27 protein-coding genes and 2 pseudogenes are annotated in these 26,270 nt (G+C 55.4%); 18 read left to right on the forward strand and 11 right to left on the reverse strand.

Going from position 1 to position 26,270, the window contains the following annotated elements; all coding sequences use genetic code 11:
• Positions 1–12: 12 nt before the first annotated feature.
• From WJM78_RS13710 to rnm, 3 genes are all read right to left on the reverse strand, one after another.
• A complete protein-coding gene (locus tag WJM78_RS13710) occupies positions 13–879 on the reverse strand; it encodes a ScpA family protein (RefSeq protein ID WP_339009901.1) in 867 nt (288 codons plus the stop codon).
• Positions 880–901: 22 nt separating this feature from the next.
• Positions 902–1,522 carry an L-threonylcarbamoyladenylate synthase gene (locus tag WJM78_RS13715; RefSeq protein ID WP_042036617.1) on the reverse strand — a complete coding sequence of 207 codons (621 nt, stop codon included), beginning with the start codon at positions 1,520–1,522 and terminating at the stop codon, positions 902–904.
• 133 nt (positions 1,523–1,655) lie between these two features.
• A complete protein-coding gene (rnm, locus tag WJM78_RS13720) occupies positions 1,656–2,537 on the reverse strand; it encodes an RNase RNM (protein WP_339009903.1) in 882 nt (293 codons plus the stop codon).
• Between the two features lie 437 nt (positions 2,538–2,974).
• Between rnm and WJM78_RS13725 the strand changes: the two genes are divergently transcribed.
• The 10 genes from WJM78_RS13725 to WJM78_RS13770 all read left to right on the forward strand — a co-directional run bounded on the left by WJM78_RS13725 (position 2,975) and on the right by WJM78_RS13770 (position 14,322).
• Entirely contained in the window at positions 2,975–4,612 is a 1,638-nt protein-coding gene (locus tag WJM78_RS13725; RefSeq protein ID WP_339009904.1) for an anthranilate synthase component 1, read from the forward strand.
• On the forward strand, positions 4,605–5,204 hold the full coding sequence (locus WJM78_RS13730; RefSeq protein ID WP_005347355.1) for an aminodeoxychorismate/anthranilate synthase component II: 600 nt from the start codon (positions 4,605–4,607) through the stop codon (positions 5,202–5,204). The genes WJM78_RS13725 and WJM78_RS13730 overlap by 8 nt, the downstream gene beginning before the upstream one ends.
• A 10-nt stretch (positions 5,205–5,214) precedes the next feature.
• Complete coding sequence (gene trpD / locus WJM78_RS13735; RefSeq protein WP_212514286.1) at positions 5,215–6,228, forward strand: anthranilate phosphoribosyltransferase; 1,014 nt, start codon at positions 5,215–5,217, stop codon at positions 6,226–6,228.
• A complete protein-coding gene (gene trpCF, locus WJM78_RS13740; protein ID WP_339009906.1) occupies positions 6,225–7,733 on the forward strand; it encodes a bifunctional indole-3-glycerol-phosphate synthase TrpC/phosphoribosylanthranilate isomerase TrpF in 1,509 nt (502 codons plus the stop codon). The genes trpD and trpCF overlap by 4 nt, the downstream gene beginning before the upstream one ends.
• A gap of 67 nt (positions 7,734–7,800) precedes the next feature.
• The gene (gene trpB, locus WJM78_RS13745; protein WP_339009907.1) at positions 7,801–8,994 is read left to right on the forward strand and encodes a tryptophan synthase subunit beta; all 1,194 of its coding nucleotides are present in this window, start codon (positions 7,801–7,803) and stop codon (positions 8,992–8,994) included.
• Entirely contained in the window at positions 8,991–9,797 is an 807-nt protein-coding gene (gene trpA, locus WJM78_RS13750; protein WP_068977079.1) for a tryptophan synthase subunit alpha, read from the forward strand. Before trpB ends, trpA begins: the two co-directional genes overlap by 4 nt.
• A 740-nt stretch (positions 9,798–10,537) precedes the next feature.
• The gene (locus WJM78_RS13755) at positions 10,538–11,323 is read left to right on the forward strand and encodes a hypothetical protein (RefSeq protein WP_339009908.1); all 786 of its coding nucleotides are present in this window, start codon (positions 10,538–10,540) and stop codon (positions 11,321–11,323) included.
• Positions 11,324–11,441: 118 nt separating this feature from the next.
• On the forward strand, positions 11,442–12,128 hold the full coding sequence (locus tag WJM78_RS13760; protein WP_339009910.1) for a hypothetical protein: 687 nt from the start codon (positions 11,442–11,444) through the stop codon (positions 12,126–12,128).
• A 371-nt stretch (positions 12,129–12,499) separates the two neighbouring features.
• The gene (locus WJM78_RS13765) at positions 12,500–13,846 is read left to right on the forward strand and encodes a HEPN domain-containing protein (RefSeq protein ID WP_339009911.1); all 1,347 of its coding nucleotides are present in this window, start codon (positions 12,500–12,502) and stop codon (positions 13,844–13,846) included.
• Positions 13,847–13,995: 149 nt separating this feature from the next.
• Positions 13,996–14,322: a hypothetical protein gene (locus tag WJM78_RS13770; RefSeq protein WP_339009913.1), complete on the forward strand. Its 327-nt coding sequence runs from the start codon at positions 13,996–13,998 to the stop codon at positions 14,320–14,322.
• On the opposite strand, the gene WJM78_RS13775 is transcribed toward WJM78_RS13770, so the two are convergent.
• Entirely contained in the window at positions 14,309–14,851 is a 543-nt protein-coding gene (locus WJM78_RS13775) for a metal-dependent hydrolase (RefSeq protein ID WP_339009914.1), read from the reverse strand. The two genes, WJM78_RS13770 and WJM78_RS13775, sit on opposite strands and share 14 nt — an antisense overlap.
• 127 nt (positions 14,852–14,978) lie before the next feature.
• On the opposite strand from WJM78_RS13775, the gene WJM78_RS13780 reads away from it, so the two are divergent.
• Both WJM78_RS13780 and WJM78_RS13785 read left to right on the forward strand, forming a co-directional pair.
• Positions 14,979–15,416 carry an NUDIX pyrophosphatase gene (locus WJM78_RS13780; protein WP_339009915.1) on the forward strand — a complete coding sequence of 146 codons (438 nt, stop codon included), beginning with the start codon at positions 14,979–14,981 and terminating at the stop codon, positions 15,414–15,416.
• A gap of 170 nt (positions 15,417–15,586) precedes the next feature.
• Positions 15,587–16,264 (forward strand): DJ-1/PfpI family protein, encoded by a 678-nt coding sequence (locus WJM78_RS13785; RefSeq protein ID WP_339009917.1) that lies wholly within the window; start codon positions 15,587–15,589, stop codon positions 16,262–16,264.
• Positions 16,265–16,355: 91 nt separating this feature from the next.
• Here the strand turns inward: WJM78_RS13785 and WJM78_RS13790 are convergent, their stop codons facing one another.
• Positions 16,356–16,697, reverse strand: a complete 342-nt coding sequence (locus WJM78_RS13790; RefSeq protein WP_339009919.1) for a thiamine-binding protein — start codon at positions 16,695–16,697, stop codon at positions 16,356–16,358.
• Between the two features lie 354 nt (positions 16,698–17,051).
• Positions 17,052–17,135, reverse strand: a pseudogene (locus WJM78_RS13795) (DUF3634 domain-containing protein); the annotation flags it as partial.
• 187 nt (positions 17,136–17,322) lie between these two features.
• Here WJM78_RS13795 and fliB point away from each other — a divergent pair.
• The 3 genes from fliB (at position 17,323) to WJM78_RS13810 (ending at position 19,474) form a co-directional block, all read left to right on the forward strand.
• Positions 17,323–18,501, forward strand: a complete 1,179-nt coding sequence (gene fliB, locus WJM78_RS13800) for a flagellin lysine-N-methylase (RefSeq protein WP_339009920.1) — start codon at positions 17,323–17,325, stop codon at positions 18,499–18,501.
• Positions 18,502–18,645: 144 nt separating this feature from the next.
• On the forward strand, positions 18,646–19,119 hold the full coding sequence (locus WJM78_RS13805; protein ID WP_339009922.1) for a GrpB family protein: 474 nt from the start codon (positions 18,646–18,648) through the stop codon (positions 19,117–19,119).
• Positions 19,120–19,261: 142 nt separating this feature from the next.
• Positions 19,262–19,474: a helix-turn-helix transcriptional regulator gene (locus WJM78_RS13810; RefSeq protein WP_339009923.1), complete on the forward strand. Its 213-nt coding sequence runs from the start codon at positions 19,262–19,264 to the stop codon at positions 19,472–19,474.
• 169 nt (positions 19,475–19,643) lie between these two features.
• On the opposite strand, the gene WJM78_RS13815 is transcribed toward WJM78_RS13810, so the two are convergent.
• Positions 19,644–20,747 carry a hypothetical protein gene (locus WJM78_RS13815; protein WP_339009925.1) on the reverse strand — a complete coding sequence of 368 codons (1,104 nt, stop codon included), beginning with the start codon at positions 20,745–20,747 and terminating at the stop codon, positions 19,644–19,646.
• A 144-nt stretch (positions 20,748–20,891) separates the two neighbouring features.
• Positions 20,892–21,132 (reverse strand): annotated as a pseudogene (locus tag WJM78_RS13820) (IS4 family transposase); the annotation flags it as partial.
• Between the two features lie 139 nt (positions 21,133–21,271).
• On the opposite strand from WJM78_RS13820, the gene WJM78_RS13825 reads away from it, so the two are divergent.
• The gene (locus WJM78_RS13825; protein WP_339009926.1) at positions 21,272–21,502 is read left to right on the forward strand and encodes a DUF3297 family protein; all 231 of its coding nucleotides are present in this window, start codon (positions 21,272–21,274) and stop codon (positions 21,500–21,502) included.
• 99 nt (positions 21,503–21,601) lie between these two features.
• Here WJM78_RS13825 and WJM78_RS13830 read toward each other — a convergent pair whose 3' ends face one another.
• Both WJM78_RS13830 and WJM78_RS13835 read right to left on the reverse strand, forming a co-directional pair.
• Positions 21,602–22,030 (reverse strand): DMT family transporter, encoded by a 429-nt coding sequence (locus WJM78_RS13830; protein ID WP_139461017.1) that lies wholly within the window; start codon positions 22,028–22,030, stop codon positions 21,602–21,604.
• A gap of 9 nt (positions 22,031–22,039) precedes the next feature.
• Complete coding sequence (locus tag WJM78_RS13835; protein WP_339009927.1) at positions 22,040–22,507, reverse strand: DMT family transporter; 468 nt, start codon at positions 22,505–22,507, stop codon at positions 22,040–22,042.
• A gap of 121 nt (positions 22,508–22,628) precedes the next feature.
• Between WJM78_RS13835 and WJM78_RS13840 the strand changes: the two genes are divergently transcribed.
• Together WJM78_RS13840 and WJM78_RS13845 are read left to right on the forward strand one after the other, a co-directional pair.
• Positions 22,629–23,501 carry a LysR family transcriptional regulator gene (locus tag WJM78_RS13840; protein WP_339015866.1) on the forward strand — a complete coding sequence of 291 codons (873 nt, stop codon included), beginning with the start codon at positions 22,629–22,631 and terminating at the stop codon, positions 23,499–23,501.
• 148 nt (positions 23,502–23,649) lie between these two features.
• Positions 23,650–24,753 (forward strand): ElyC/SanA/YdcF family protein, encoded by a 1,104-nt coding sequence (locus WJM78_RS13845; RefSeq protein ID WP_287147247.1) that lies wholly within the window; start codon positions 23,650–23,652, stop codon positions 24,751–24,753.
• 45 nt (positions 24,754–24,798) lie between these two features.
• On the opposite strand, the gene WJM78_RS13850 is transcribed toward WJM78_RS13845, so the two are convergent.
• Complete coding sequence (locus tag WJM78_RS13850) at positions 24,799–26,160, reverse strand: MFS transporter (RefSeq protein WP_339009928.1); 1,362 nt, start codon at positions 26,158–26,160, stop codon at positions 24,799–24,801.
• Positions 26,161–26,270: the final 110 nt, after the last annotated feature.

A 26,270-nucleotide genomic window follows, 5' to 3' on the forward strand; every position in this document is an offset into this window, starting at 1 on the left:
AAAGAAAACAACTCAGTGTGCATGTTCACGCTCCCCGCTTTCATCTTGACTCGCCAGGGCAAAATGGATCGGCCCCAGCGGCTCGGCCTGCAGGATCCAGATCAGGGACTCCTTGCACAGCTCCAGCAGGGCCAGAAACGTCACCAGCACCCCCATGCGCCCCTCTTCGGCTCTGAGCACCTGTTCCAGCCGCAACGTCTGGCCCAGCGAGAGCATGGCGAGGATCTCCGCCATGCGCACCCGGGTCGGGATCTGCTCGCGACGGATCTGATGATGTTCGAAATGAGTCGCGCGTTTTACCACACTTTGCATGTAAAGGGCGAGCTCAACCAGCGAAACATCCGGGGTCAATGGCTTGAGAGAGCCAAAATCCGGCGGCAGGGCGGCGGCGATATAAATCTCCCGCTCCACCCGTGGCAAGGCATTGAGGCGCTCGCCGCCCACTTTGAAGCGCTCATATTCCTGCAGTCGACGAATAAGCGTGACGCGGGGATCTTCTCCCTCCTCTTCGTCTGCCAGCTCGGGGGCCTTGGGCAGCAAAAGGCGGGATTTGATCTCCGCCAGCCAGGCCGCCATCAGCAGGTATTCCGCTGCCAGCTCCAGATTGAGCCCCTGCATCAGCTCCACGTACTCCATGTACTGGGCGGTGATCTGCAAGATCGGCAGGTTCAGGATATCCAGCTGCTGGCGCCGGATGAGGTACAGCAGCAGATCGAGGGGGCCCTCGAAGGTATCGAGGAAGACTTCCAGCGCATCGGGCGGGATGAACAAGTCCTGGGGCAACTCATTGTAGGGCTGCCCCAGCACGCGCGCGATGGGGGATGGGATGGCCTGGGGGGGGACTCCCTCCCCCGTTGCGCCCAAAATAGGCGGAGCCATCACAGGCGCTGGGTCGGCAGACTCACTCAAACGGGGTCGGGTCTCCGGCGCCACGACGACGCAGCACCGGCTCGTCATCGGAGAAATCCACGACCGTGGTGGGCTGCTCGCCCAGATAGCCACCGTTGACCACCAGATCCAGCTGCTTGCCCAGTTTGTCGAAGATCTCTTCCGGGTCAAACTCCGTCATCTCTGAACCCGGCAGGATCAGGGAGGTAGAGAGCAGCGGCTCACCGAGCGCTTCCAGCAGGGCCAGCGCTATGTTGTTGGCTGGCACCCGGATACCGATGGTCTTCTTCTTCTCGTTCATCAGGCGGCGCGGCACATCCTTGGTCGCCTTGAAGATGAAGGTGTAAGGCCCGGGCGTGTTGCCCTTGACCAGGCGGAACGCCGTGTTGTCCACCTTGGCGTAGGTGGAAATCTCGGAAAGATCCCGGCACACCAGGGTGAAGTCGTGGGTGGGATCAATGCGACGGATGCGGCAGATGCGCTCCAGCGCCCCCTTGTCACCCATCTGGCAACCGAGCGCATAGCCGGAATCGGTCGGATAGACGATGACGCCACCGTTCTGGATGATCTGTACCGCCTGGCCGATCAGACGGGCCTGGGGGTTTTCCGGATGTACGTAAAAATGCTGACTCATATGCTCTTCTCGCGATAGGGGCACGCGCGGTGCCCGCTTCATGGTCACGGGTTCCAGACCCATGACGCTACCTTAACCTGTTTGACGCCGGTTTACCCTCCCATACAGCGGGGGTCCACCGGCCGACCCTCTGCTAGCGACTGGCCAGCAGGGCGGTATGCTGCTCGGTGGTAAGGCCGAAGTGGCCCGGATAGGCCAGCCAGACCGGCATGCCCTCCTTGGGCAGCCAGAGGTGGCGGCCCAGCTCGGTCCAGTTGGAGGGAAAGTGAAAATCAGACCCCACCGAAATATAGAGGTCGTGATCCTTGGCCCACTGGCCCAGGTTGGCTCGCTCCTGCGGGCTCTGCTGGGGCAGTGACACCTCCATGGCATCGCCACCGGCCGCCTTGAAGGCCACCAGTAACCGCTTGATCCACTTGGCGGTGAGATCGTAACGGCTGGGATGGGCCAGCACCGCCAGCCCACCGGCGGCGTGAATGGCAATGATGGCCTCGCTCATCTCGGGCCACTCGGCCGGGGCATAACCCTTGTTGCCACGGCTCAGGTACTTTTTGAATACCTTCTGCATGTTGTCGGCCACCCCGCGTGCCACCAGCACCCGGGCAAAATGGGCGCGGGTCACGGCAGCATCACCGGCCAATGCCTTGGCCTCTTCATAGGTGCCGGGGATAAGGCACTTCTCCAGACGGCGCCCAATTTCCAGTGCGCGCGCCTCGCGGCGAGCCCGTTGGCCCGCCAAAAATGCCACCAGCTGCGGATTTTTTTCATCCACCCCCAGCGCCACGATATGAATTTCGTGGTGCTCCCAGCCAGTGGAGATCTCGACCCCGCTCACCAGTCGCAGCGGCAGCTGCTCGGCCTCGATGGTGCGACGCACCTCATCAAGTCCGTCAAGGGTATCGTGGTCAGTAACCGCTAACACCTCGACCTGTTTTTTGGCAGCGCGGCGCACCAGTTCGGCCGGGCTCAGCACACCGTCGGAGGCAGTGGTATGACAGTGAAGATCGAATCTCATCAGGTTATTCCGCTCTCATGATCAGGTCACCATCGGTGAAAGAAGGCTAAAAAGCGACTTGACTTGGCCGCGGCTTTATCGTTTTCTGTAGGCACTTCATTGCAAACCTCTTTTTACAGGACTTTATCATGCAAACGACTTCCATCCTGACCATCTGGTGGTGGCACACTCCCTGACATGCGGGCGTGTGGTCGTTGCTGTACCTGTAATCTGACAGCAAATTAAGAACCCAAAGAAAAAGCCCGCTGACCCCAGCGGGCTTTTTTATTATCCGGCAAATGGACCTGTGATGAAACCAAGAATTCAGACAAGCGCAATGACCTGGCGATGGCGACCCTACTGAAACCGCCCAAACCAACTTAAATTCCAAGGCATTTTTTCAAGGTATGCAACGTCATGAACATCGGTAAAACACATCACACGCAAGGGAACGCACTATGACCGTCAATACGACTCGCTTGCCCCTGGGTGAATTCGATACCCTCAAGCTCAACGCCCCCTATGTGGCCGACCCGCTGGCGCTCTACACCCGGCTCTGTGAGGGCCGCCCCAACAACCTGCTGCTGGAATCGGTCGAGATCGACTCCAAAGCGGGCAAACAGAGCCTGCTGCTGGTGGATGCTTGCCTGCGCATCGAGTGCCGTGGTCGCACCGTGCGGGTGCGCACCCTGAACGACAATGGTGCCCAGTTGCAGAGCCTGCTGACCGAGCGCCTGCCCGCAGTCATCAGCCAGATTCTGGTGGATGGCGAGTTGCAGCTCGACTTCCCGGCATCCGATCGGGAGCAGGATGAAGACAGCCGCCTCAAGGGGAGCAGCGTGCTGGACGTGCTGCGCACCCTGCAACAGGAGCTGCAGTGCCAACTGGGTAAAGAAGCACTGTTCATGGCGGGCAGCTTCGCCTATGACCTGATCGCCTCCTTTGAGGATCTGCCAGAGGTGCCGGAGGGGAGCAACAGCTGCCCCGATTACTGCTTCTATGTGGCCGAAACCCTGATCACCATCGACCATATCGAGCGCTCTACCCAACTGCTCGCCTGCATCTTCGGCGGCGACAGCGACGAGAGCCAGGTGGATGACAGATATACCCGCCTGAGCGAACGGCTCACCGACTTCAAACAGCTTTGCCAGCAACCCCTCTGCGCCGAGCTGGCCACGGCGGCCCTCACCGGCGGTATGAGCGTGGACAAGAGCGACAAGCAGTTCTGCGCCGAGGTGGAGAAGCTCAAGGGCTTTATCCGCCGGGGTGACATCTTTCAGGTGGTGCCGTCCCGCTGCTTCTCCCTGCCCTGCCCGAACCCGCTGGCCGCCTATCGCCGCCTCAAGCAGACCAACCCCAGCCCCTACATGTTCTACCTGCAGGATGAAAACTTCACCCTGTTTGGCGCTTCACCGGAGAGCGCGGTGAAATTCTGCGCCGCCAGCCGCGACGTCGAGATGTACCCCATCGCCGGTACCCGTCGCCGGGGGTTGAACCCGGATGGCAGCATCAACCGGGATCTGGATGGCCGCATCGAGCTGGAGCTGCGTCAGGATGAAAAAGAGGTCGCCGAACACCTGATGCTGGTGGATCTGGGCCGCAACGACATCGCCCGTATCTCGGCGCCCGGTACCCGCTACGTCAAGGAGCTGCTCAAGGTGGATCGCTACAGCCACGTGATGCATCTGGTCTCCAAGGTGGTCGGCACCTTGCGCGCCGACCTTGACGCCCTGCACGCCTATCAGGCCTGCATGAACATGGGCACCCTCACCGGCGCCCCCAAGATCCGCGCCAGCGAGCTTATTCGCATGGTGGAAGGCAAGCGCCGTGGCAGCTACGGCGGCGCCGTCGGCTACATCAACGGCGCGGGGGAGATGGATACCTGCATCGTCATTCGCTCGGCGTTTGTCAAAGATGGCGTGGCCCATGTGCAAGCCGGTGCCGGTGTGGTCTATGACTCCAAACCCCAGGCCGAAGCGGATGAAACCCGCGCCAAGGCGGCCGCCGTGCTGGCCGCCATCGCCGCCAGCCATGGCACCTCACTGCAAGCCCTGAGCGCCCAGCAGGAGCAACATAAGGACGTGAGCCATGACTAACATTTTCCTGCTCGATAACTTCGACTCCTTTACCTACAACCTCGTCGACCAGTTCCGCTCCCTCGGTTATCCGGTGCGGATCTACCGCAACAGCCTGCCAGCGAGCCGCATCATGAGCGAAATCGCCGCCTGCGAAGGGGATGCGGTGCTGGTGCTCTCGCCGGGGCCGGGCGCCCCCCATGAAGCGGGTTGCCTGATTGATCTTATCAAGCTGGCCCGTGGTCAGGTGCCCATCCTCGGTATCTGCCTCGGCCATCAGGCCCTGTGCGAAGCCTACGGCGGCACCGTCGGCGCGGCGGGTGAAATCGTCCACGGCAAGCGCTCCCTGATTGAGCACAACGGCCACGGCGCCTTCGCCGGTCTGCCGAGCCCGCTGCCGGTGGCCCGCTACCACTCGCTGGTCGCCACCTATGTACCGGAGGAGCTGACGGTGATTGCCCACTATCAGGGCATGCCTATGGCCATCGAGCAGCAGGATGAACGGGTGCTGGGCTTCCAGTTCCACCCGGAATCCATCATGACCTCGGAAGGGGCCCGCCTGCTGACTCAGGCGCTCGCCCATATCACCCGTCCAGTTAGCAGTGTGCGGTAAGGAAGACCCTATGCATCATCATCTCAACACCCTCTACCAGGGTCAGTCTCTGAGCCGTGAAAGTACCCGCGACGCCTTCGGGCAAGTGGTGCGTGGCGAAGTGGATCCCATAGTGCTCGCAAGTCTGCTGACCGCCCTCAAGATCAAGGGGGAGACCCCGGAGGAGATCACCGGTGCCGCCGAGGCCCTGCTGGCGGAGGCGCGCGACTTCCCGCATCCGGACTACGAGTTCTGCGACATCGTCGGCACCGGTGGCGATGGCCTCAACACCATCAACGTCTCCACCACCTCGGCACTGGTCGCCGCCGCCTGCGGCCTGAAAGTGGCCAAGCACGGCAACCGCTCGGTATCGAGCAAGTCCGGCTCCAGCGATCTGCTCGACAAGATGGGCATCAAGCTCGACATGAGCCCGGCGCAGGCGCGCCATTGTCTTGACGAGCTCGGCATCTGCTTCCTGTTCGCCCCCCAGTACCACGCTGGCGTGCGCCACGCCATGCCGGTGCGTCAGGCCCTCAAGACCCGCACCCTGTTCAATGTGCTGGGGCCGCTCATCAATCCGGCCCGCCCCACCTATCAGCTGATGGGGGTCTATGCCCCCGAGCTGGTGCGCCCCATCGCCGAAACCCTGCTGGCGCTGGGTCTGAAAACCGGTATGGTGGTGCACGGCGCCGGGCTCGACGAGATTGCCATCCACGGCCCGACCCAGGTGGCCCAGATCCGTGACGGCGAGATCCGCGAATTCATGATCACCCCGGCTGATTTTGGCCTCGAGACCTATCCTGTCAGTGCCATTCAGGGGGGGGAACCCGAAGAGAACCGCGCCATCACCGCCGCCATTCTGGCAGGGAAAGGCACCCCGGCCCACAACGCCGCCATCGCCGCCAACGTGGCCCCGCTGCTGCTGATGGCGGGCAAGGCGGCGGATCTCAAGAGCGCGGCGGCACAGGTGCTGGCGGTGCTGGCCAGCGGCAAGGCAGCAGAGCTGGCCACCCAACTGGCAACCCTGAGTCATCAGGAGGCATGATGTCCACCACATCGCACAGCAGTCATTCAGAACGCCCTCTGGGCAAGAGCCAGCTTCGCAAGGATAACGAGATGTCAGACCTTATTGCCCCCCATGCCTTTCTGAATATGGCCTCCATCAACCAGACCATTCTCGGCAAAATTGTGGCGGCCAAACAGGCGTGGGTCGCCGCCCGCAAGCTGGCCCAGCCGCTGGAGAGCTTCCAGAGCGCGCTGACCCCAAGCGATCGGGATTTCGTCGGCGCCCTCAAGGCAGGCTCTACCTGCTTTATTCTGGAGTGCAAGAAGGCCTCCCCCTCCAAGGGGCTGATCCGCAATGATTTCAGCCCGGAGGCCATCGCCGACATCTATGGCAAATACGCCACCGCCATCTCGGTGCTGACTGACGAGAAGTTCTTTCAGGGGGATTTAGCCTTTTTGCCGCGCGTGCGCGCCCGCGTTAAGCAGCCGGTGCTGTGCAAGGATTTCATGATTGACCCCTATCAGGTCTATCTGGCTCGCCACTATCAGGCGGACGCCATCCTCTTGATGCTCTCTGTGCTCACCGACGAGGGCTATCGCGCCCTGTTCGCGGTGGCCAAAGCGCTCGGCCTCGGGGTGCTGACCGAGGTGAGCAACGAAGAGGAGCTGACCCGTGCCATTGCGCTCGGCGCCCCCGTGATTGGCATCAATAACCGGGATCTGCGCGATTTGAGCGTGGATCTCAACCGCACCAAACTGCTGGCCAACATCTTGTCACAAAAAGCTCCGAGCGATCGGGTGGTGATCAGCGAATCCGGGATCAATCACCGTGCCCAGGTGGCCGACCTTCGCCAGCACGCCAAGGGCTTTCTGGTGGGATCCTCTCTGATGGCAGAACCGGATCTGGAGGCCGCGGTACGCAAGCTGGTACTGGGCCAGAACAAGGTGTGCGGCCTGACCCGCGCTGACGATGCCGCCGCCGCCCATCAGGCAGGTGCGGTGTTTGGCGGCCTCATCTTTGTGGCCAAAAGCCCGCGCTATGTGGATATTCCCACCGCCCGCGCCGTGATGGCGGGTGCGCCGCTCTGTTACGTCGGGGTATTTCGCAACGCCATGCCCGCCACCATAGTCCAGACGGTGGAAGCTCTGGGACTGGCAGCCGTGCAGCTGCACGGGGATGAAGACGCCGCCTATATCGACAACCTGCGCCCGCTGCTGCCGGCGGGCTGCCAGATCTGGAAAGCCGTTGGAATCACAAGCGGCGAGCCGCTGCCCGCCCTCGACTATCCGGCGGATCGCCTGCTGCTGGATACAAAAGTGGGCAGCCAGAGCGGCGGCACAGGTCAGGCGTTCGACTGGAGCCTGCTGGCCACTCTCGACAAGAGCAAACTGATGCTGGCGGGCGGGCTAAATCCCGACAATGCCCTGCAGGCGGCAGAGGTCGGCTGCCTCGGCCTTGATTTCAACTCCGGGGTAGAGAGTGCCCCGGGCCAGAAAGATGGCCACAAACTCGCCGCCGCCTTCGCCGCCCTGCGCGCGCTCTAAGGCGGCCACTGGATCTCTGTATCGTTTTTGATGTTCCGTTTTTGACTCAAGGTATAAGGAATAAACCATGACCCTGCTCAACCCGTTTTTTGGTGAATTTGGCGGCATGTATGTGCCCCAAATCCTCATCCCCGCCCTGCTTCAGCTGGAAAAAGCCTTCGTCGATGCCAAGGAGGATCCGGCCTTTATCGCCGAATTTCAGGAGCTGCTGACCGAGTATGCTGGTCGCCCGACCCCGCTCACCCTGACCCGCAATTTGACCAAGGGCACCAGGACCCGCCTCTATCTGAAGCGTGAAGACTTGCTGCACGGCGGCGCCCACAAGACCAACCAGGTACTGGGTCAGGCGCTGCTGGCCAAGCGGATGGGCAAAACCGAGATCATCGCCGAGACCGGCGCCGGTCAACACGGCGTCGCCACCGCACTGGCCTGTGCCCTGCTCGGCCTCAAGTGCCGGGTCTATATGGGTGCCAAGGATTGCGAGCGCCAGAAGCCCAACGTATTTCGCATGAAGTTGATGGGGGCCACCGTGATCCCGGTGCACTCCGGCTCCTCCACCCTGAAAGATGCCTGCAACGAGGCGCTGCGTGACTGGGCTGCCAACTACGACTCCGCCCACTACCTGCTGGGCACCGCCGCCGGTCCGCACCCCTTCCCCACTATCGTGCGGGAGTTCCAGAAGATGATCGGCGAAGAGGCCAAGGCCCAGTGCTTCAAGAAAGAGGAGCGCCTGCCCGATGCGGTGATCGCCTGTGTCGGCGGCGGCTCTAACGCCATCGGCATGTTTGCCGACTTTATCGACAACAAAGAGGTGCGTCTGATCGGGGTCGAGCCGGGTGGCCACGGCATCGAGAGTGGCGAGCACGGTGCGCCGCTGGGTCACGGCAGCAAGGGGGTCTTCTTTGGCATGCACTCCTACCTGATGCAGGACAAGCAGGGCCAGATCCAGGAGTCCTACTCCGTCTCGGCAGGGCTCGACTTCCCCTCCGTCGGCCCGCAGCACGCCCATCTGGCCTCCATCGGCCGCGCCGAGTATGTCTCCATCACAGACCGGGAGGCGCTGGACGCCTTCCAGGAGCTGGCCAAATCCGAGGGGATCATCCCGGCGCTGGAGTCCTCCCACGCGCTGGCCCACGCCCTCAAGATGGCCCGCAGTGAACCGGAAAAAGAGCAGGTGCTCATCGTCAACCTCTCCGGCCGTGGCGACAAAGATATCTTCACCGTCGCTGACATTTTCGAGAAAGAAGGAACCTTGTCATGAACCGTTACGCACAACTCTTCTCCCGCCTGGATGCGGTCAATCAGGGCGCCTTTGTGCCGTTCGTGATGCTGGGTGACCCCACCCCCGAACTCTCCCTGGCCATCGTCGATGCGCTGGTCGCAGGGGGCGCCGATGCCCTCGAACTCGGCATTCCCTTCTCCGATCCGGTAGCGGACGGCCCCACCATTCAGGGCGCCGCCCTTCGCGCCTTCGAGAGCCACACCACCCCGGACGACTGCTTCGAGCTGCTTGGCCGCATCCGCGCCAAGTACCCGCAGCTGCCCATTGGCCTGCTGGTTTACGCCAACCTGGTCTATGTGCGCCAGATCGACGGTTTTTATGAGAAGTGCCAGCAGGCGGGCGTGGATTCGGTGCTGGTCGCCGACGTGCCGGTGCAGATGTGCGCCCCCTACAAGGCGGCCGCCGACAAGTTCGGCATCGACAGCATCTTTATCGCCCCGCCCAATGGCGACGCCGAAACCCTGAAACAGGTGGCGGAGCTCGGCAGTGGTTACACCTATCTGGTGAGCCGCGCTGGCGTGACCGGTGCCGAGACCAAGGCCGGCATGCCGGTAGATGGCCTGATCAATACCCTGCGCGAGTTCAAGGCGCCCCCCGCCCTGCTCGGCTTTGGCATCAGCGAACCAGCTCAGGTACGTGAAGCCATTGCCGCTGGCGCCGCCGGTGCCATCTCCGGCTCCGCCGTGGTGAAGATCATCGAGACCCACCATCAGAATCCGGAACACATGCTGACCCGCCTGAAAGAGTTTGTGGAAGGGATGAAGGCGGCGACCAATCGATAAGGGGCGGCATTGGTCAAATGCCATTGGCCGTGAGGGGCCGCGTGTCCACATCACGCATAGCGGCAATCACTGCATCGTTGCATCGCCACATCAAAGGGAGCCTGACCGGCTCCCTTTCTTTTTATCGCATCTCCCCGCTTGCAGCGCTGGGCATGTTGGCCCTCTCCCTCTGGGAGAGGGCTGGGGTGAGGGGATGGTGCATTTCCAGCCAAGTATGCGGCTCACTCAGCGCACGTCTAAATGACTAATTTATTGATCCAACATAGATTCCCGCCAAAACACGCTTCTCAACGCGCCCCCCTCCCCCTTAAGATAGCCAAACGACAATCAACCTCTCGGAAACACGCCATGATTGCGATTGTTGCTATCTCGCAGGTTAAAAGCAGCGAACTGGGGGCTGTAACTCAGGGGCGGTAGCGTGGTTTTTTGTAGGTTGACGCAGCGTGTAGCAAAGCCCAACAGGCGAGCATTATTGCGCCAACCAGTTAGGGATAAAACATGGATGTGGCAGATCCGTAAAACAGATTTAAAGATATATTTCACGGTAAACGTTGGGCTTCACTTCCTTCAGCACCAATCTATGATCTTTAGCCCAACATACGAGATAACAAACTGTTCAAGAGTGATTCGCAACGCTTGGCATTTTTGCTATGCGTTGCGTTTTGTGTTTAAAGTGGTGTGCATGAGCTTCGATACTGCGTTGCTCACCCCTTAACAGGGCGTTATACACAAGGAAGATCATGAAGTATTTCCATAGAGTCATGTTTTATTCACTCTTAGTTTTATCATTAGTTTGGACTTGCTTTGCCCTAAAGACCAACCCGTTTTTGCTTTTATATGATTGTGAGTTTATTGAGTTAGTTAAATTTACATATATACTAGGCGGGATAACTATATTTTGGCCGATGTTCTATGTCGAAATAATAGACTACCTAATTTCTGCCTCTGGACGGAATGGCAAGCTGTATAAAACTTATGCTAGCAGCATACAAAAAGACATTGTTGTAAGTTTTATTGCTGCATTAACACTTGGAAGTATCTACTGGTTAGACCTCGTTAAATACAATTTCTCTGGAATTGATCTTGGGTACGTAGGATTTCCATTTCTAATTTATTCAATTTATACACTATTTCAAATCATGAGAATTAAAGTGGCAGGAAAGCCTGTTAGAAAATCACCAATAATTGTCATGCTTGTTGTTGTAGCTATATTTACCATTTTGGCTTATTCAACTTTGGTCAAGAACTCTTCGGGGGAATATGAGGCATATCAAGCTATATGGTTTCAGTTAACAATCTTGTTTGCATCTTTCTTTATCTTTACTAGCGTAAGCTTTCAAAAGCATTCATTAGAAAAAGGTAAGGTTGAACTATCCAAATTCAAAAAGTACTTTTTTAGTCAGGTGATAAGGTCGAAAAATCGACTATATGAGAGTCTTGGAGAGCCTTTAAACACGATGAATAAAAATACACTTCAGGCAAAAGCAAAATACTCTTCATCGCTTAGAAAGAAAGGTAAAAAGTGAGTACGTGTATAACAAATCAATTAACTACGCCCCCTGCGGGATCGGACGCAGCAAAGCTGCGCCAGTTATTGAGGCGTTATGTTTTGGCTAAAGCTATAGGTTTTAAATGAAATATTGTATGAATTTTGTTGAAAAAGAGAAGATAAAACTAGATAAAGGTCAGTTTGAACTCAACCGACGAAGATTGAATTGGAGGCTGATAACAAAGCCAAAAACATTAGAATTCTGTCGCTCTTTTGCCGTAAGAGCAAATACTCAAGAGTACCCATATCGTTTATTTTGCTTCGAGGGTTCGAAAGACAAAAATGCTGAAACAATTCAGTTTGGAATTGGCATTAACTTTACGGGTATAGAAAAGAAAGAAGGTCAGCATCTTGAGGACGGTAGCATTCGAGAGAAGAAAACAAACATTCTTGAAAAGGGTAGTGCGTTAGTTTTTTCTCAGGGACCTGCTGGGGAAATCATGGTTCTGCTTTACCCATATAAATCAGAAGTACATGAAAGGAGTGAGGATTACATTATATTGCATCGTGGTCTATTACCTGAGGAATTGACCGATAGCTTAATTTTAAAATCATTAAGAAAGTCTCTTTATTATGCAAGAATTAGTAGCCTCAATGGTATTGCTTATGGTTATACGTTTACTGACAGGTTTTCATTACTAAAAATGCAATATTTTGACGTGAGGTCACAAGCAAAGCGTAGGGAAGCATTGTTTAATCTAACAAGTGAATGGTGGAAAGTAATTATTGCTGCTCTATTAGCGCTGGCGGCAGCACTTCTGGCTCAAAACTTAGCCAAGTAAAGCATAACAAAGCATTTGAGGCGGATTCGCAACGCTCGGCATTTTTAGTTTGCGTTGAATTTAGTGGTTACCGCACAATACTTTAAACATCGTTGGGGAATTAGGACACCCGTTGGGGAATTAGGACACCCACCTTTCTGAGCACAACCCTATATAGCCAACACCCAAAAAGGTGGGTGTCCCAGTGTTGCCGTTTAGCCCAACATACGCGATGAACCCTGAAATGCCAATCCTATATCATTTACCAAGGGGGCCGATCAGGCTCCCTTTTCTATACCCCCTTCTAGTCTTCGTGAGCCTACTCTCGTCAGGGTGTAAGAAATATGTGATATGTTACTACGCAATGTTTGAATTATGCCAATGAGGTGTACATGCCTGTATATAGCCACTTTGATGAACATGAGTTTTTTGGTGAGTTTTTCCCTGATAAAGATAACTTCTCCCATAGATTTCCTGCAAAAGTAACTTATTCACCAAGTGAAGGGCTAAACCTAGAGTACTTAATATCAGATAACGGCATTAAAATGCACCATGAATTTCTTCACGGGGTATTAAACACAGGTGAAGTTTGCACATTAATAGGCCCTTTCAATTTTGTTTATTCAACTAATAGAAGTGGGCCTGTAATATACACAAAATCTGGACGGAAGCCATTTAAACTATTTATTATTGGCGATTGCACATATCCAAACTCTAGATATAAAAAATGTTCTTTTACAATTTCTGGCATGCAAGAATTTTTCTATTCTCAAGGGTTCATGTCTGACTTGAAATATTCTGAAAAACCGATTAAAAGTATAAATTTAGGTTGGGCATCACTTGATATTGTGACCGCAGCATCCTTTAGTCTTATTGATAGAAAAATTATAAACCTAATACACTCCCATAACAGCGATGCATTAAAAGAGCTATCCAATGCTTTCAAACTTGTAAAGGAAAAATATCAAGATGCATACTTTAGCCTTCGAGAGGAGATGAGTTTTTCATTTTACTTAGATAGTAAATACGAAAAAACCATCAATGAAATATCTATGTTCTCATATGATATGTCATCTCTCTTTTCAATACTAAATAACAGGCCTGCGTTCCCTGAAACCATAACAATTTTATACGATAATGACACTTTCAATGTAATGAGCATTCAAGTATTGACAAGCATGCGCCTTGAGCAAAGAACTATTAACATGGCAAAGGAAACAAGTGAACATAGACACATGCCGATAAATGATAAAAATGTGTCATTAGACAAAATAATTCCAATCTGGCTATCTAATACTGATCGATTCAATGTCATAGCTACACTTTATCAATATGAAACCGGATTCATGACTCTCAGTTCTGTTTATGGCCTTATCATTCTGCTTTGCACGCACCTTGAAGATATTAATGCATACATCTGTGATGGTAAGATAGATAAAAAAATGAAATACTCACTTCCAATTAAACACTATGGATCAAACAACCTGATTAGATGTATTTCTGAAACATTCAACTCTTCGATAGAAAATATTGGCGCTAACATTTCTGATTTAAGAAACGAGCTTGCTCACTCAGATAGAGAAAAAATACTGATGGATAAGTTAGATATAAATCATTACATCGTAATATGTGAAGCGCTGAAACTAATTGTTGTAACTCATGTTTTTCACCTTATTGGCATTGACTTGAAAACAGCACATAGATATCAAGATGAGTTTCTGTTATGTATTGAAAGGTGAACTATGACTAAGTTGCCATGGGATAATGCAATTTAGGGCACCCGCCTTTCTGAGCAAGGCGTAGTATAGCCAACATTCGAAAAGATGGGTGTCCCAGCTCTGCTGCATCTCAGCCCCATAAGTAAACGTTGGAATACTTGAGAAGTTGCATGACAGAAATCAGCCGAAAAACAAAACAACTGGCCACCCTCTGCTTTTCCCTATTTCTGTTAAGACTCGGATTTCGCGCCTTTGGCTATGACCTGCTTTATCACAATCCAAATGACCCCTCTGGCATATCAGATTTGATTGAAGGGGTGTTAGCCATCATTTATCTGGCCAGTCTGGGTCTTTGCATACTGCATGCCCTGTGGATCTTACTCCGGCACTGGGATCAAGGTGCCTTGGGAGCCTCAGCCCTACTCGCTCTCTGTGCCATACAGTGGCACAGTTATGACTATCTTCATCACTTGGCCGCCAGTCTCAGCATCCCCTAGGGCCCCTGTACCACACCCGCCACCCCATCAATCCCAGCATCACTACAACCCCCGGCAGCCAGACCCAGTAGAGCTCGGAGAGGATCACCGCCTCCCCTCGGGCGGTGAGATAGGCTTCCAGCTTGAAGGGGGCGACCCGGATCACCTGCCAGGGGGCGAAGAAGCGCTCGTCACGCCACGGCCAGAGCCAGCCAACCCCCTTGCCCCCGGTGGTGAGGGAATCGAGCAGGCTGTGGGAGAGCAGAGAGACCAGCAAAAACGACCAGACAGTGGCGGCGCTGGCCCGAAATTGGCGGTGAAACAACATGGCCAGCGTGGGCAGGGCAAAGGCGAATAGCAATGAGTGGGTAAAGCCGCGGTGGCCAAAGACATGGCCGTAGGCGACCCCCAGTTTGAAGGCCAGCACGTCGGCATCGGGCAGCATGGCGATGGCAACCCCTGCCAGTAGCAGACGCGGCGGAATGATCCGGCTGCCAAGCCCGAGTCCAAGGCAGAGCGGTACGGCGGCGTGGGTGACTATGGTCGGCATATCGAAAAGCTCCAACTGAAAACTGGTGCTTACCCTACCCCCGCTCGGTGAAGTGAACGTGAAGAATAAAAATGATGATACTCACCTTTCCCCTTAAGCGGGCGTTATGCGATTAGAGGAACAATCAATGAGAGCACCATTTCAAGTATTAGTATTTCCGTATCAAATCCTCAATGAACAACCTTGTTACTTAATCGGACAACGAAGTGACAATGGGGCTTGGCAAGCTATTTCAGGCGGTGGTGAAGATAACGAATCCATTCTTGAGGCGGCAAAACGGGAGCTTAAAGAAGAAACCTGTTTAATTGGCTGTGATTGGCAGCAGCTTGACTCAATGTGTATGCTTCCCAAGGTGTACTATGCTGGTCATGAAAATTGGACTAATCATCAGTTTGTAGTACCTGAATATTCTTTCTCAGTTCGGGTGTCTGCTGAGCCACAACTATCAAATGAGCATACAACATTTCGTTGGTGTAGCTTCCAAGAGGCTAGTGAATGTTTGAAATATGACTCAAACAAAATAGCCTTATGGGAGCTTAATCAAAGGCTTCAGAGTACGCTTTGAAAAAACGCGTAACAGACACCTCAAGAGGGACTGTCAACGCGTGGCGTTTCCAATCCCATTGAACTGAAGTGGTTACGGTTGTTATATTTGAGTTTAGTGGTATTGCGTTGCCAGCTCCTTGAGCAGGCGTTATGCGACTTGTTCGAGCTACAATAAAGGATCGAAATATTATGTATAAAGTGGGCATTGTTCTGTTTGATGATTTTACAGATGTAGATTTCTTTCTTATGTATGACTTGCTTGGTCGAACCACTGATAGCTGGGATGTGAAAATATTAGGCACTAAGGCAGAGCATAACTCGCAACTCGGAATTTCAGTGAAGACCGAAGGCCATATCTCTGAGGTTAATAAGCAAGATGTTGTTTTGATCACGAGTGGTTACCGAGGGATCCCAGCTGCACTGAAAGACAAAAACTTCATGTCCGCTTTACAGCTTGACCCTAAAAAGCAACTCATCGGCTCTATATGCGCAGGGTCTTTTATTTTACACGAACTTGGTTTGCTGAACGGGAAGAAGTTAACGACAAATCCACACGCTAAGGCTGCTCTAGAAAGCATGGGAGGGGACGTTCAGGATCTACCTCTCGTTATCGAAGGTAATATAGCTACTGCCGGTGGCTGTCTTTCATTAATGTACCTAGTTGGTTGGTTAGCAGAAAGGTTGTTTGACTCAAATAAACGAAAAAGCATACAAAATCAGTTAATTCCAGCGGGACAGTTAGAGCTATTTGAAGAGATTATTTCTACAACCATTGAATCTGCGGAATTAGCCAATTTTCATAACAACCGCCTCAAGAGGGACTCTCAACGCATGGCGTTGTCAGTCCCATTGAGCCGCGGTGGTTAAGGTTGTTGTCTTTGAGTTTAGTGGTAATGCGTTGTCAGCCCCTTAGGCGGGCGTTAGCTGTCACGTGGAAATATCAGTGACAGCATAACAATTAGCTGTTTACAAACATATGGTTAGCTTTGGTTACGCCTCTATCGTAAGTACAGAATGTGTCTGTAGCGGCTTCAGTTTTGCTATGAATTTTAATGTTGGTAATCACCTCTACAGCGCCAGCATCATAACAAGCTTGTTGTGCATCTTTCACAATTTCAAGTAATTGGTTTAGCTCACCTTTCAAGGTGGTTTCCATTGCGCTCACTTGGAATGGAACACCAGAGGCCTTAACAACTTCAATTGCTTTATCAACGACCTCAAAGTTATTCCCTTCTTTAACTCTTGGGATAATTTGGAAAGCTAGCATTACTTCATCTAATAGTGGTTTCTGAGCTGACATCACCAATTTCTCATTGATTTTTGTTAGTATCGAATGGCGTATAGTAACATCAACTCAAAGGGAAGGTGTAAACAAGTCATATGGCACAAAAGCGCTACTTTATAACCCATTGATATTGAGGCTTAGAGGTGAACGAAAATTAGGACACCCCTCTTTCTATGCAAGACGCTGCATAGCCAACACACTAAGGTGTGAGTGTCCCTGTCCTGTTTTTTAAATCGGTCGAAGTGGTCAGACAGGCTCCCTTCTCTCTTGCCCCACCCGCAAAGGGCTGAGGCTCATTATCCTTTGCGCGGCTTGCCCCCACTGCCGACGGCTCGCTGTAGGGAAAAACGTTACGAACACGCTGGGCGACCGGCTATCAAACAGGGTGCCACGCCGCAGCTTGAGCAACCACCAGATCAGGGCAATCGCCACAATTAATGATAACCATGCTATTCGCTCTACTCCTTTAAGCGTTTGATATTCAACAGTATAAGCGGCCGCCAAGCCGATTTTTTGGCCAAGCTCACAACGCCGCACGCCCATTGTTCTCATTTGTGGCCACGCTATGCAAAAACAGGCATCTATCTTGCTTCCTTTAAGGACGACTACCCATTCGACCTTTTTTTGACGGGATCCCGCCATGGCAGCACACCAGTTCACCCCCAGGTTTTATGAATTATTTCAATGCATTGGAGATCGATGTGAAGATAACTGCTGCCACGACTGGGCTATCACGATCGACAAAAAAACCTACCAGCGCTACGTCACCCACCCCGATCAACTGATCCAGAGTACGGCCAAGACCAGGATCAAGAGGACCAGAAAGGCCGAGAATAACTGGGCGGTGATAACCCTCGATGAAACGGGAAAATGCCCGTTTCTGACTGAGGGGCTATGCCAAATCCACACTCGGGCCGGGCCGCAAGCGTTGAGCCATACCTGTCAGAACTACCCCAGAGTGATCAGCCGTTTTGCCAACAACCAGCGCTTGAGCCTGACTCTCTCCTGCCCGGAGGCGTGCCGTCAGGTGCTGCTAAACCCCGATGCCCTGTTGATAGGGGTCTCGCCACTTGCCGGATACCATCCGCTACAACCGCTCTCCCCGGCGACCTTGCAACTGCATCAGTATTCGCTCGATATTCTGCTGACCGAAGGGCTCAGTGTAGAGGAGAAGCTGTGGCTGATCGGCTTGTTGATCCATCGCGATAGCAGCGCCCTCTCCAACGAGGCTTTCCTCGGCCAGATTAGCCAGCTGATTGAGGATCGGCAGCTGACTGCAGTGTTTTCACAACTGCCGTTTATCAGTCAGGTTCAGTGGAAAGCGCTGCGCAATCTCACCTATCTGCAAGTCTTGAATGCCCAGACCGGGTCGCAACGTGGGCAGCCCACCATGCAGCGCTGTCTGGAGCAGATCCAGCAGTTGCTAGCCGGGGAGTTCAATACCGATCGCCTTGGTAAATTACACGAAACCTGGCACCGCGAGGTGGCCCCCTTTCTGGCGGCGCGTCCCCATATCTTGCAGAACTATCTGGTCTATTACGTCTACCACCACCACTTTCCCCATCAGCCGCCCAAGAGCCCGCAGCAGTGCTACCGGCTGCTGATCGCCGACTACTTTCTGCTACGCAGTTACCTTTGCCTGCTGGCCATGGAGGGCAAGCTGACCGAGCAGGATGTGGTGAACCTGTTCTACAGCTACCACAGCCTGCGCCAGCATAATCGGGATTTTGAGGATGCCATTGACAAGGTGCTGACCGAGCACGGCGAGAACATGGACCTCACCCTCTACGCCCTGCTACAAACCGCCGTTGCCCCCTGAATGGGCATGGATAGATCAATTGAATAAATGACATTGGAAATGACATTGGGACACCCACCCTTCTGAGCAAGACGCTGTATAGTCAGCACACAAAAAGGTGGGTGTCCCAGTTTTGGTATCAAACCAGATGCCTTTGGAGAAAAGATGAAGTTTTACCGTGCTGAGCAATATCAAGCGTCTTGTGAAGATCTGTTTCTTAGATACGAGCGCGAAGTAAAAAACTTGCTCCCGAACGCAAGAGTTGAGCACGTAGGTGCCTCTTCCATTCCGCTGGCAATATCGAAAGGCAACCTTGATATTTTTATCGGCGTGGAAAGTGACGAACTCGAAGCTGCCGTCCAGATCCTGACGACATTGGGCTTTAAAGAAAAAGTCGATACCTTGAGAACATCGGAACTGTGTATGTTGGAGTCAAGGTCCAGTGATGACGTTGCTTTTCAGCTGGTGGCCAATGGTTCTGAATTTGAATTTTTTCTGATTTTTCGTGATAAATTGCGCGCCGACCCTTCACTGGTTCAGCAATACAATGAACTCAAAATGTCTTGTGAAGGCCTGTCGCAAGATGACTATCGTCGAAAAAAATCTGATTTTATAAATCACGTTTTAACGGGAGCATAATCAGCCCACAAGCAGGTGAATGTCTCCGTTTGGTTTTTTTAAAATAAACACAAGGTGCCGCTCTACAAGCGGCATCAGCCTATCCCTCACCCCCTTTGTGGTGAACAAAGTGGGCCTCTCTACACTTTGTTTCGTGATAACCATGGCAGACGCTCAGTGGCAAACCGGCCCGAAAGAGCTGGATCCCGCCGCACTGGGGCTGACGATACGCGAGAGACGCAAGGCCGCCAAGATGACCCAAGAGATGACGGCATCACTGGGTGGCATCGCCAAGAAGACCTTGTTCAAGATGGAAGGGAGGGAATATCTACCTCTCGTGTACTGGGTCGTGGGCAAGGCAGTGGCCATTGTATGACCTGTCCGATTATCTGTTATGCCATTGATTATTGATTTTAAAAAATTCAGTAGTACCCAGGAGGAGCCAAAGTCGGATAGCTTGTCTATCCGACTTTTCTATTTGTCTGTGGCCGATAGAACAGCAGTTAATAAAAATCTCTTATCGGGACTGCAGACTAGCGATGTTTTTACACCGGATAACGTAATATTGCGTTGAGATCGGCACCGGATGGTAGATCTTCGCTCCGTACTGCCAATACCCTTGCTCCGGTAGCAATCGCCCGTTTGGCAATCTCATCGACAATACTGTAACTGACTTCATCACCGCTGCCGCTGAAGGAGATCAAACCTTCGTTATCAATGGTCCCATTGATACTGCTGTCGATATTAATCAGCAGTAGATCGATGGCACCAAAGGTGGCCGCACGAGCCGCATCGGACAAGTCCTGAGTCACCCGCCGTTCACCTGAGCGGGCTTCAAAGCGTGATTTCAGAGCATTTAACTGCGCCTGATAATAGTTTTCCAACAGTGGCCGAACCTGGGTAACCAGCTCAGATGCCCCCAAATGCTCGGCATTACAGAAAAGTGTTTCATCGGTAAGATTCGGTAACGAGTTGGTTGCACGATAAATAGAAGCTAACGGCTCAGCCGTGACCAAAATAAGCGGATAATCATGACTCGCAAATATTGCTCGCAAGGCTTGGTCTATTTTACGGGTGTATTGCGCCAAACGTACCTTATAGTGAACCGCACCATGATGATGATCGTTTAATGCAGCCTCCCCCATGGCATCATGTTTGCGAGACGGCATATTCTGCACCGCAACTTCCACCGGCGGTACATCGGCAAAAAATTCGATCAGGCGCGCCTGATTCTCAGACAACGCCAGCACATAAGCTGAATGTGGGAATGTCAGTGCCCGCAGTAAAGGTTTGAGGTAAAAACGCTCGCTGACTTTAAGCTGGTTGGGCAATTTGTTTGCCAAACGGTAAGTCGTAATACTGTCCGGCGTAGCTAAAATGGCCAGGCTGCGGGCATGCAGATCCCAAAAATCCTCATCTTCCAGCACCGAATAAAGTTCTTCCTCCAACAGGGCCAAGCGGCGTTTATCCAAACCTTGTTCCGCAACCTGCTGCAATGCCTCTTTAATGAAGTTGCCCAATTGAATTTGGCTGGCGTCTAATTTTTGGTGCAACGGCGACGTTTCAAGGTAGATGGAAATACAGGCATCAGAGCGGACATCAGATAAACGGGAGAACTCTTCACGGCTTGGGATATCAACATATAACATGGACCACCTCGCGAATTTACAGTTTAGTTGGGTTGTGTGATGTTATTCAGTTCGTCCCCACTGGAATAGCGATAATCTTATCGACCAGCACTATGCCACATAGGCTGACTGGGCCTTTAGTATAGTCGGCTCATGCACAGGACCTTAAGAAAGTGCATTATTTAAAATGCGTTTCAACGTATTGTTTTGTATCGATTTTTTCTGCTTGGTCAACCAGGCGTTTTTAGCCAAACAAACTGAAGCCCACGCCAGCCGTTCACTGATCTCACCCATAGTACGATGCATCACAGCTGCTAATATCGGGAACCACCCCGTCTGCAATGGCTGTCCGGCCTGTCACGCAACCCTTGAGCCGGCTGTGCCATGCCGACTCCTTAAACAGCAGCACCGATACAGACTCATGAAAAGTGAGGACACCCACCGTTCTGAGCAAGCTGCTGCATCGCCAGCACACAAAAGTAGGTGTCTCAGTTTTGATAGGCATTGCCTACCGCCCCACTATTTATCTGCCTTAGGTTAGAGAGATGAGCGACAACAAACCCGCACTGCCCGACCGTCTGGCGGCCAACCTGCGCAGCCCGTACCATGTGGCTGCCTGCTTCGAGCACGAGATCGACATTCGCCTCAACGGCAAGGAGCGCAACAATGTCGAGGAGTACTGCATCAGCGAAGGCTGGGTGAAAATCCCCTCCCCCAAGGCCAAGGATCGCTATGGCAACCCCATGCTGATCACCGTCGAGGCCTTCTACGCCTAAGCTGCCTATGGCAACGATGCCCCGAGCAGGGGCGCGACCTTGCTATCCCAGAACACCGGCCTAGTGCCGGTGTTCTGCTTTTCAGGTGCCAGCGCCTGTTCAGGGGTGCGGCTTGCCCGCCTGCCAGCGTTGCAGTCCGGCACCGGCCAGCACCAGCAGGGTGCCGAGCAGATCGCTCCCCTCCAGCCGTCCGGCCAAGGCATCGAGCAACACGCCTCCCGCCAACTGGCCCGCGACGATGAGCAAGGCGCAGACCAGGGCCCCAACCCGGCCTATGGCCCAGCTGCTGATGGCAACGAACAGCGCCCCCAGCACGCCGCCGAGCAGCAGCCAGGGATCGAGCCCGGCCAGATTCCCCCAGGGTGCCCCCTTGAGGATGAGCAGGGCGCCGAGTAGCACGAAGCCGAGCAGGTGGTTGGCGAGGGAGGCCGTCATGGCGCCCCGGGCGCTGGCGAGGCGGCCATTGAGGGTACGCGACAGACTAACCGCCACGCCGTTGAGCAGTCCCAGCAGGATCAAGAGGGTCATGGTTCTCTCCTAACGCAGCACGATCAGCAGGGCGCCGATCATCACCAGCAGGGCGGCGAGCACGTCCTTCCCTGATGGGTGGCGGCGAACCAGCCCGAACCAGCCTCTGGCGTCGCACAGGGCGCCAAACAGCAACTGGCCCAGCAACAGCAGGGCGAGGGTGCCCGCCATGCCCAGCGGCGAGTTGAGACACAGGGCCGCCAGCACCACAGTGAGCGCCCCCGGCAGGCCGCCAAGCCACGCCCAGGGCGGAGCAGACTGCGGCCCCTGGGGCCGTGGGGCCAGCCACCACAAGAGCGCGGCCACCAGGCTGCCGACCCCGTGGGCGAGCCAGCTCGCGAGCCAGGGATCGGTGGCGCGGGCCAAGGCACCGTTCTGGGCGATCATCAGCGCCAGCAGCAGGCCAGCGGCGAAGGCGGCCAGGGCGCCGATTGTCTGGAGGCGTCCTGGGCGGCGGTCAATAAGAGGGGGGATCATGGGGTCACTCCTTGGTTGAACAGAGGAGCAGGGTAAATTGTTTTCGATATGGGGATAATCTACCATTTAGGAACAACATTGTTTCCATATTGAGAACAACCTGAACCAGGATGCCTTCGCCCTGCTCCCCGCCTTCGTCGCTGTGGTGGAGGCAGGCACTTTCTCCGGCGCCGCCCGCCAGCTCGGCCTCAGCAAGTCGGTACTGAGCAAGAAGGTGAGCCAGCTTGAGCAGCAGCTCGGTTGCCAGCTCATCTACCGCACCACCCGCTCCCTCACCCTGACAGAGGCAGGGGAGCGCTACTTCGAGACGGTACACCATGCGGTGCGTCTGGCCCGCGACGGGGAAGATGCCATCGGCGCCCTGCAGTCGGCGCCGCGCGGCCTGCTGCGAGTGACGGTGCCCATGGTCTATGGCCGGCGCCACATAGCCCCCCTTATCCCCGAATTTCTCGCCCTCTATCCCGAGCTGCAGTTGCAGCTGGAGATGAGCGATGCCCAGCTGGATCTGGTGGCCGAGGGGTTCGACGTGGCGGTGCGCATAGGCGAGCTGGAAGATTCGAGCCTGGTCGCCCGCCGCCTAGCCCCCTGTCACAGCACCCTGTGCGCCGCCCCCACCTACCTGGCGCGGGCCGGCACGCCCCGTACCCCGGCCGATCTCGAGGCCCACAACTGCCTCTGCTACTCCCTGTTTCGCGGCGGCACCCAGTGGCGCCTACAAGGCCCGGAGGGAGAGGTTGCCATCACCCCGCGGGGCAACTTCGAGGTCAACAACAGCGACGCCATCCACACCGCGCTGCTGGCAGGGCTCGGCATTGGCAACATGCCGGACTTTATCGTGGAGCGGGATCTCGCCACCGGCCGGCTGGTGCCCCTGCTGCCAGACCATGCCCTGCCCGAGCACGGCATCTGGTGTCTCTACCCCCGCCGTCGCCACCTGCCCGCCAAGGTGGAGGCCTGGCTGGCGTTTCTTCACGAACGCCTGGCTCTGCGCTAGGGGGGCACGGGGATAACCGAAGCGGTTCACGTTTTTTTCATCTGGAAAGGAGTAGAGTAGGCCATTACCAAGCGCCTGTTTTAATTGAAAAAGGCTCCAGAGGGGCATGCCATGGCATCGCACCTCTCACCCTAGGTGGAACCCCATGATGAAGAAAACTGCGATTGCCCTGACCCTGGCCAGCCTGTTGGCCCTGCCAGTGTTTGTCTCCACTCATGCCTGGGCTGCTCCGGTGCGCTCCCTGCAAAAGGAGCAAAACTACGACCAGTACATCAGCAAGCGCCAGGTGGTGGATCAGCTGCTGGCGGATGCCTGGCAGATCTTCAAGTCACCGGCTCGCATCTCCACCGCGGGCTTCACCGCCAAGATGCCGAGCAACATGGAGCAGGTCACCGCACTGCTGCTGCAGGCCTATCAGCTCGAACCCTACCGCACCGACCTGCTCATCTCGGCAGCCAACGCCCAGATCTACAACGGCAACGTGGACAAGGCCATCCGCCTGTTCGAGCAGGCGCTCAACACGGCGCCGGACGACATAGATCTGCTCACTTACCTGGCCACCTGGCAGACCTTCAAGCAAAACCCCAGTGCCGCCCAGGCATACCAGAGCAAACTGGCGACACTCAACCCCGGCCGCGCCGCCGATCTGCAGCGCATCCTGGAGACGGTGGCCCGCGTCAACGCCACCCCACTCAAGGAGCAGGGGGAGAGTTCACCCAAGCCGGGCAACCGGGCCATCGTCACCCTGGGCTATGCCCTCAACCCCGATGGCAGCATGCACGATATCCTGCTGGGCCGGCTGGAGACCACCCGCACCCTGGCCCAGGCCAACCCGACTGCGCTCATCATACTGACCGGCGGCGTGCCCCAAAACCGCCAGACCGAGGGCAAGCTGATGGCGAACTGGCTGGTGAAGAAGGGCATAGATCGCTCGCGCATCATAGAGGAGAACTACGCCACCAGTACGGTGGAGAACGCCCTCTACAGCAGCTACGCCCTCGCCCGCCACCAGATCCAGCACGCCACGCTGGTGAGCTCGGCCAGCCATGTCCGCCGGGGTCAGACCCTGCTGGAGATCGCCAGCTGGCAGAGCGGCCCAGCCGGGATCCAGATAGACAGCGTCAGCTACCCGGACAAGCCGCTCTCGGCCCTGGCCAAGGTGAGCGACAGCGAGCTGCTCGGCATCTACCGCGATGCACTGCGCACCTACGGCCTGTGGAGCTATCGCTCGGCCCCGCTGATCGAGCGCTGATCCACATTGCGCCAGATTGGCGGGCAGTTTGTTGATGGCAACGCATCAGGCGGCTATCAGCCGCTCCAGATCGCTGCGTGTGAGGTGCTTGGTATCCACCTTCACATAGAGTGAATGCTCGGCAGGCGCCAGCAGCACATCGCTCACCCCGTCACAGGCGCGGATCCGCTGCTCCAGCGCAGGGCTCGCCGCCACCCCTGCCGGCAGCACAATGCGCAGGCTGCTCACATAAGGGGGCTCCTGCATGGTGAGGCTGACCCCCAGCCAGGCCAGCGCCAGCAGGGCGCAACTGCCAAACACCAGCACGCCGCCGCCCAGGCTGTAGAGCAAGCCCCCCAGGCTGCCGCCGATGGCGACCCCGATGAACTGGCTGGTGGAGTAGACCCCCATGGCGGTGCCCTTGTAACCCGGTGGCGACTCCTTGCTGATGAGCGACGGCAGCAGCGCCTCCATCACGTTGAAGCCGATGAAGAAGAGCTGCAACCCGGCGAGCAGGCCCCACAACTGCAGCCCGGCCTGCCACAGCACCACTTCGGCGATGAGCATCACCAACACGCAAATCTGGAATACCCGCTTCATCTGGCGGCGCTTTTCGGCGTAGATGATGAAGGGCACCACGCTGACAAAGGCGACCAGCATGGTAACCAGATAGGCCTGCCACTGGCTGTCACGGGGCAGACCAGCTTGTTCGAGCAGCGACGGTAGCGCCACGAAGCTCGACATCAGCAGAGTGTGTACGCAGAGGATACCGAGGTTGAGTTTGAGCAGGCGCGGGTTGGTGAGCACGGTGCGCATCCCGCCCCTGACCATGCTGGACTCGCGATTGAGCAGGTGACCGGTCGGGGTCGGCACCAGCCAGAGGGTGATGGCGATGCCCCCCAGCGCCAGTAGGGCGATGAGCCAGAACAGGCCGGAGAGCCCCAGCGCATGGGTGATGAGGGGGCCCGTCACCATGGCGATGGCGAAGGTGATGCCAAAGCTCACCCCGATGAAAGCCATCGCCTTGGTGCGGTTCTGCTCGCGGGTGAGATCCGAGAGCAGGGCCATCACGGCGGCGGAGATGGCACCGCTGCCCTGCAGGGCGCGGCCGAGAATGACACCCCAGATGGAGTGGGTCAGCGCTGCGACCACGCTGCCGAGCGCAAACATCAGCAGACCGCCGACGATCAAGGGCTTTCTACCGATGCGATCGGAGAGCAAGCCGAACGGGATCTGGAACAGCGCCTGGGTCAGGCCATAGATACCGATGGCCAGGCCGATCAGGGCTTCGGAGGCGCCCGCCAGGGACATGCCGTAGGTGGTCAACACCGGCAGTACCATAAACATGCCGAGCATGCGCAAGGAGAAGACGGAGCCGAGCGCCCAGGTCGCGCGGCGCTCGCCCCTCGTCATGGTGAAATCATTCATGAAGGCCTCGATAGGTCAAAGAGAAAAGAGATGCAAGGGGTGGATGACGCAAGGCGCGCCACACCCGAACAACGGGAAACGTGCCCCGCAGGGCGGGCCCCATAATAACA

Origin of the sequence: Aeromonas popoffii (genome assembly GCF_037818705.1) — a bacterium.
In the GTDB taxonomy this organism is placed as follows: Bacteria; Pseudomonadota; Gammaproteobacteria; order Enterobacterales; family Aeromonadaceae; genus Aeromonas; species Aeromonas popoffii.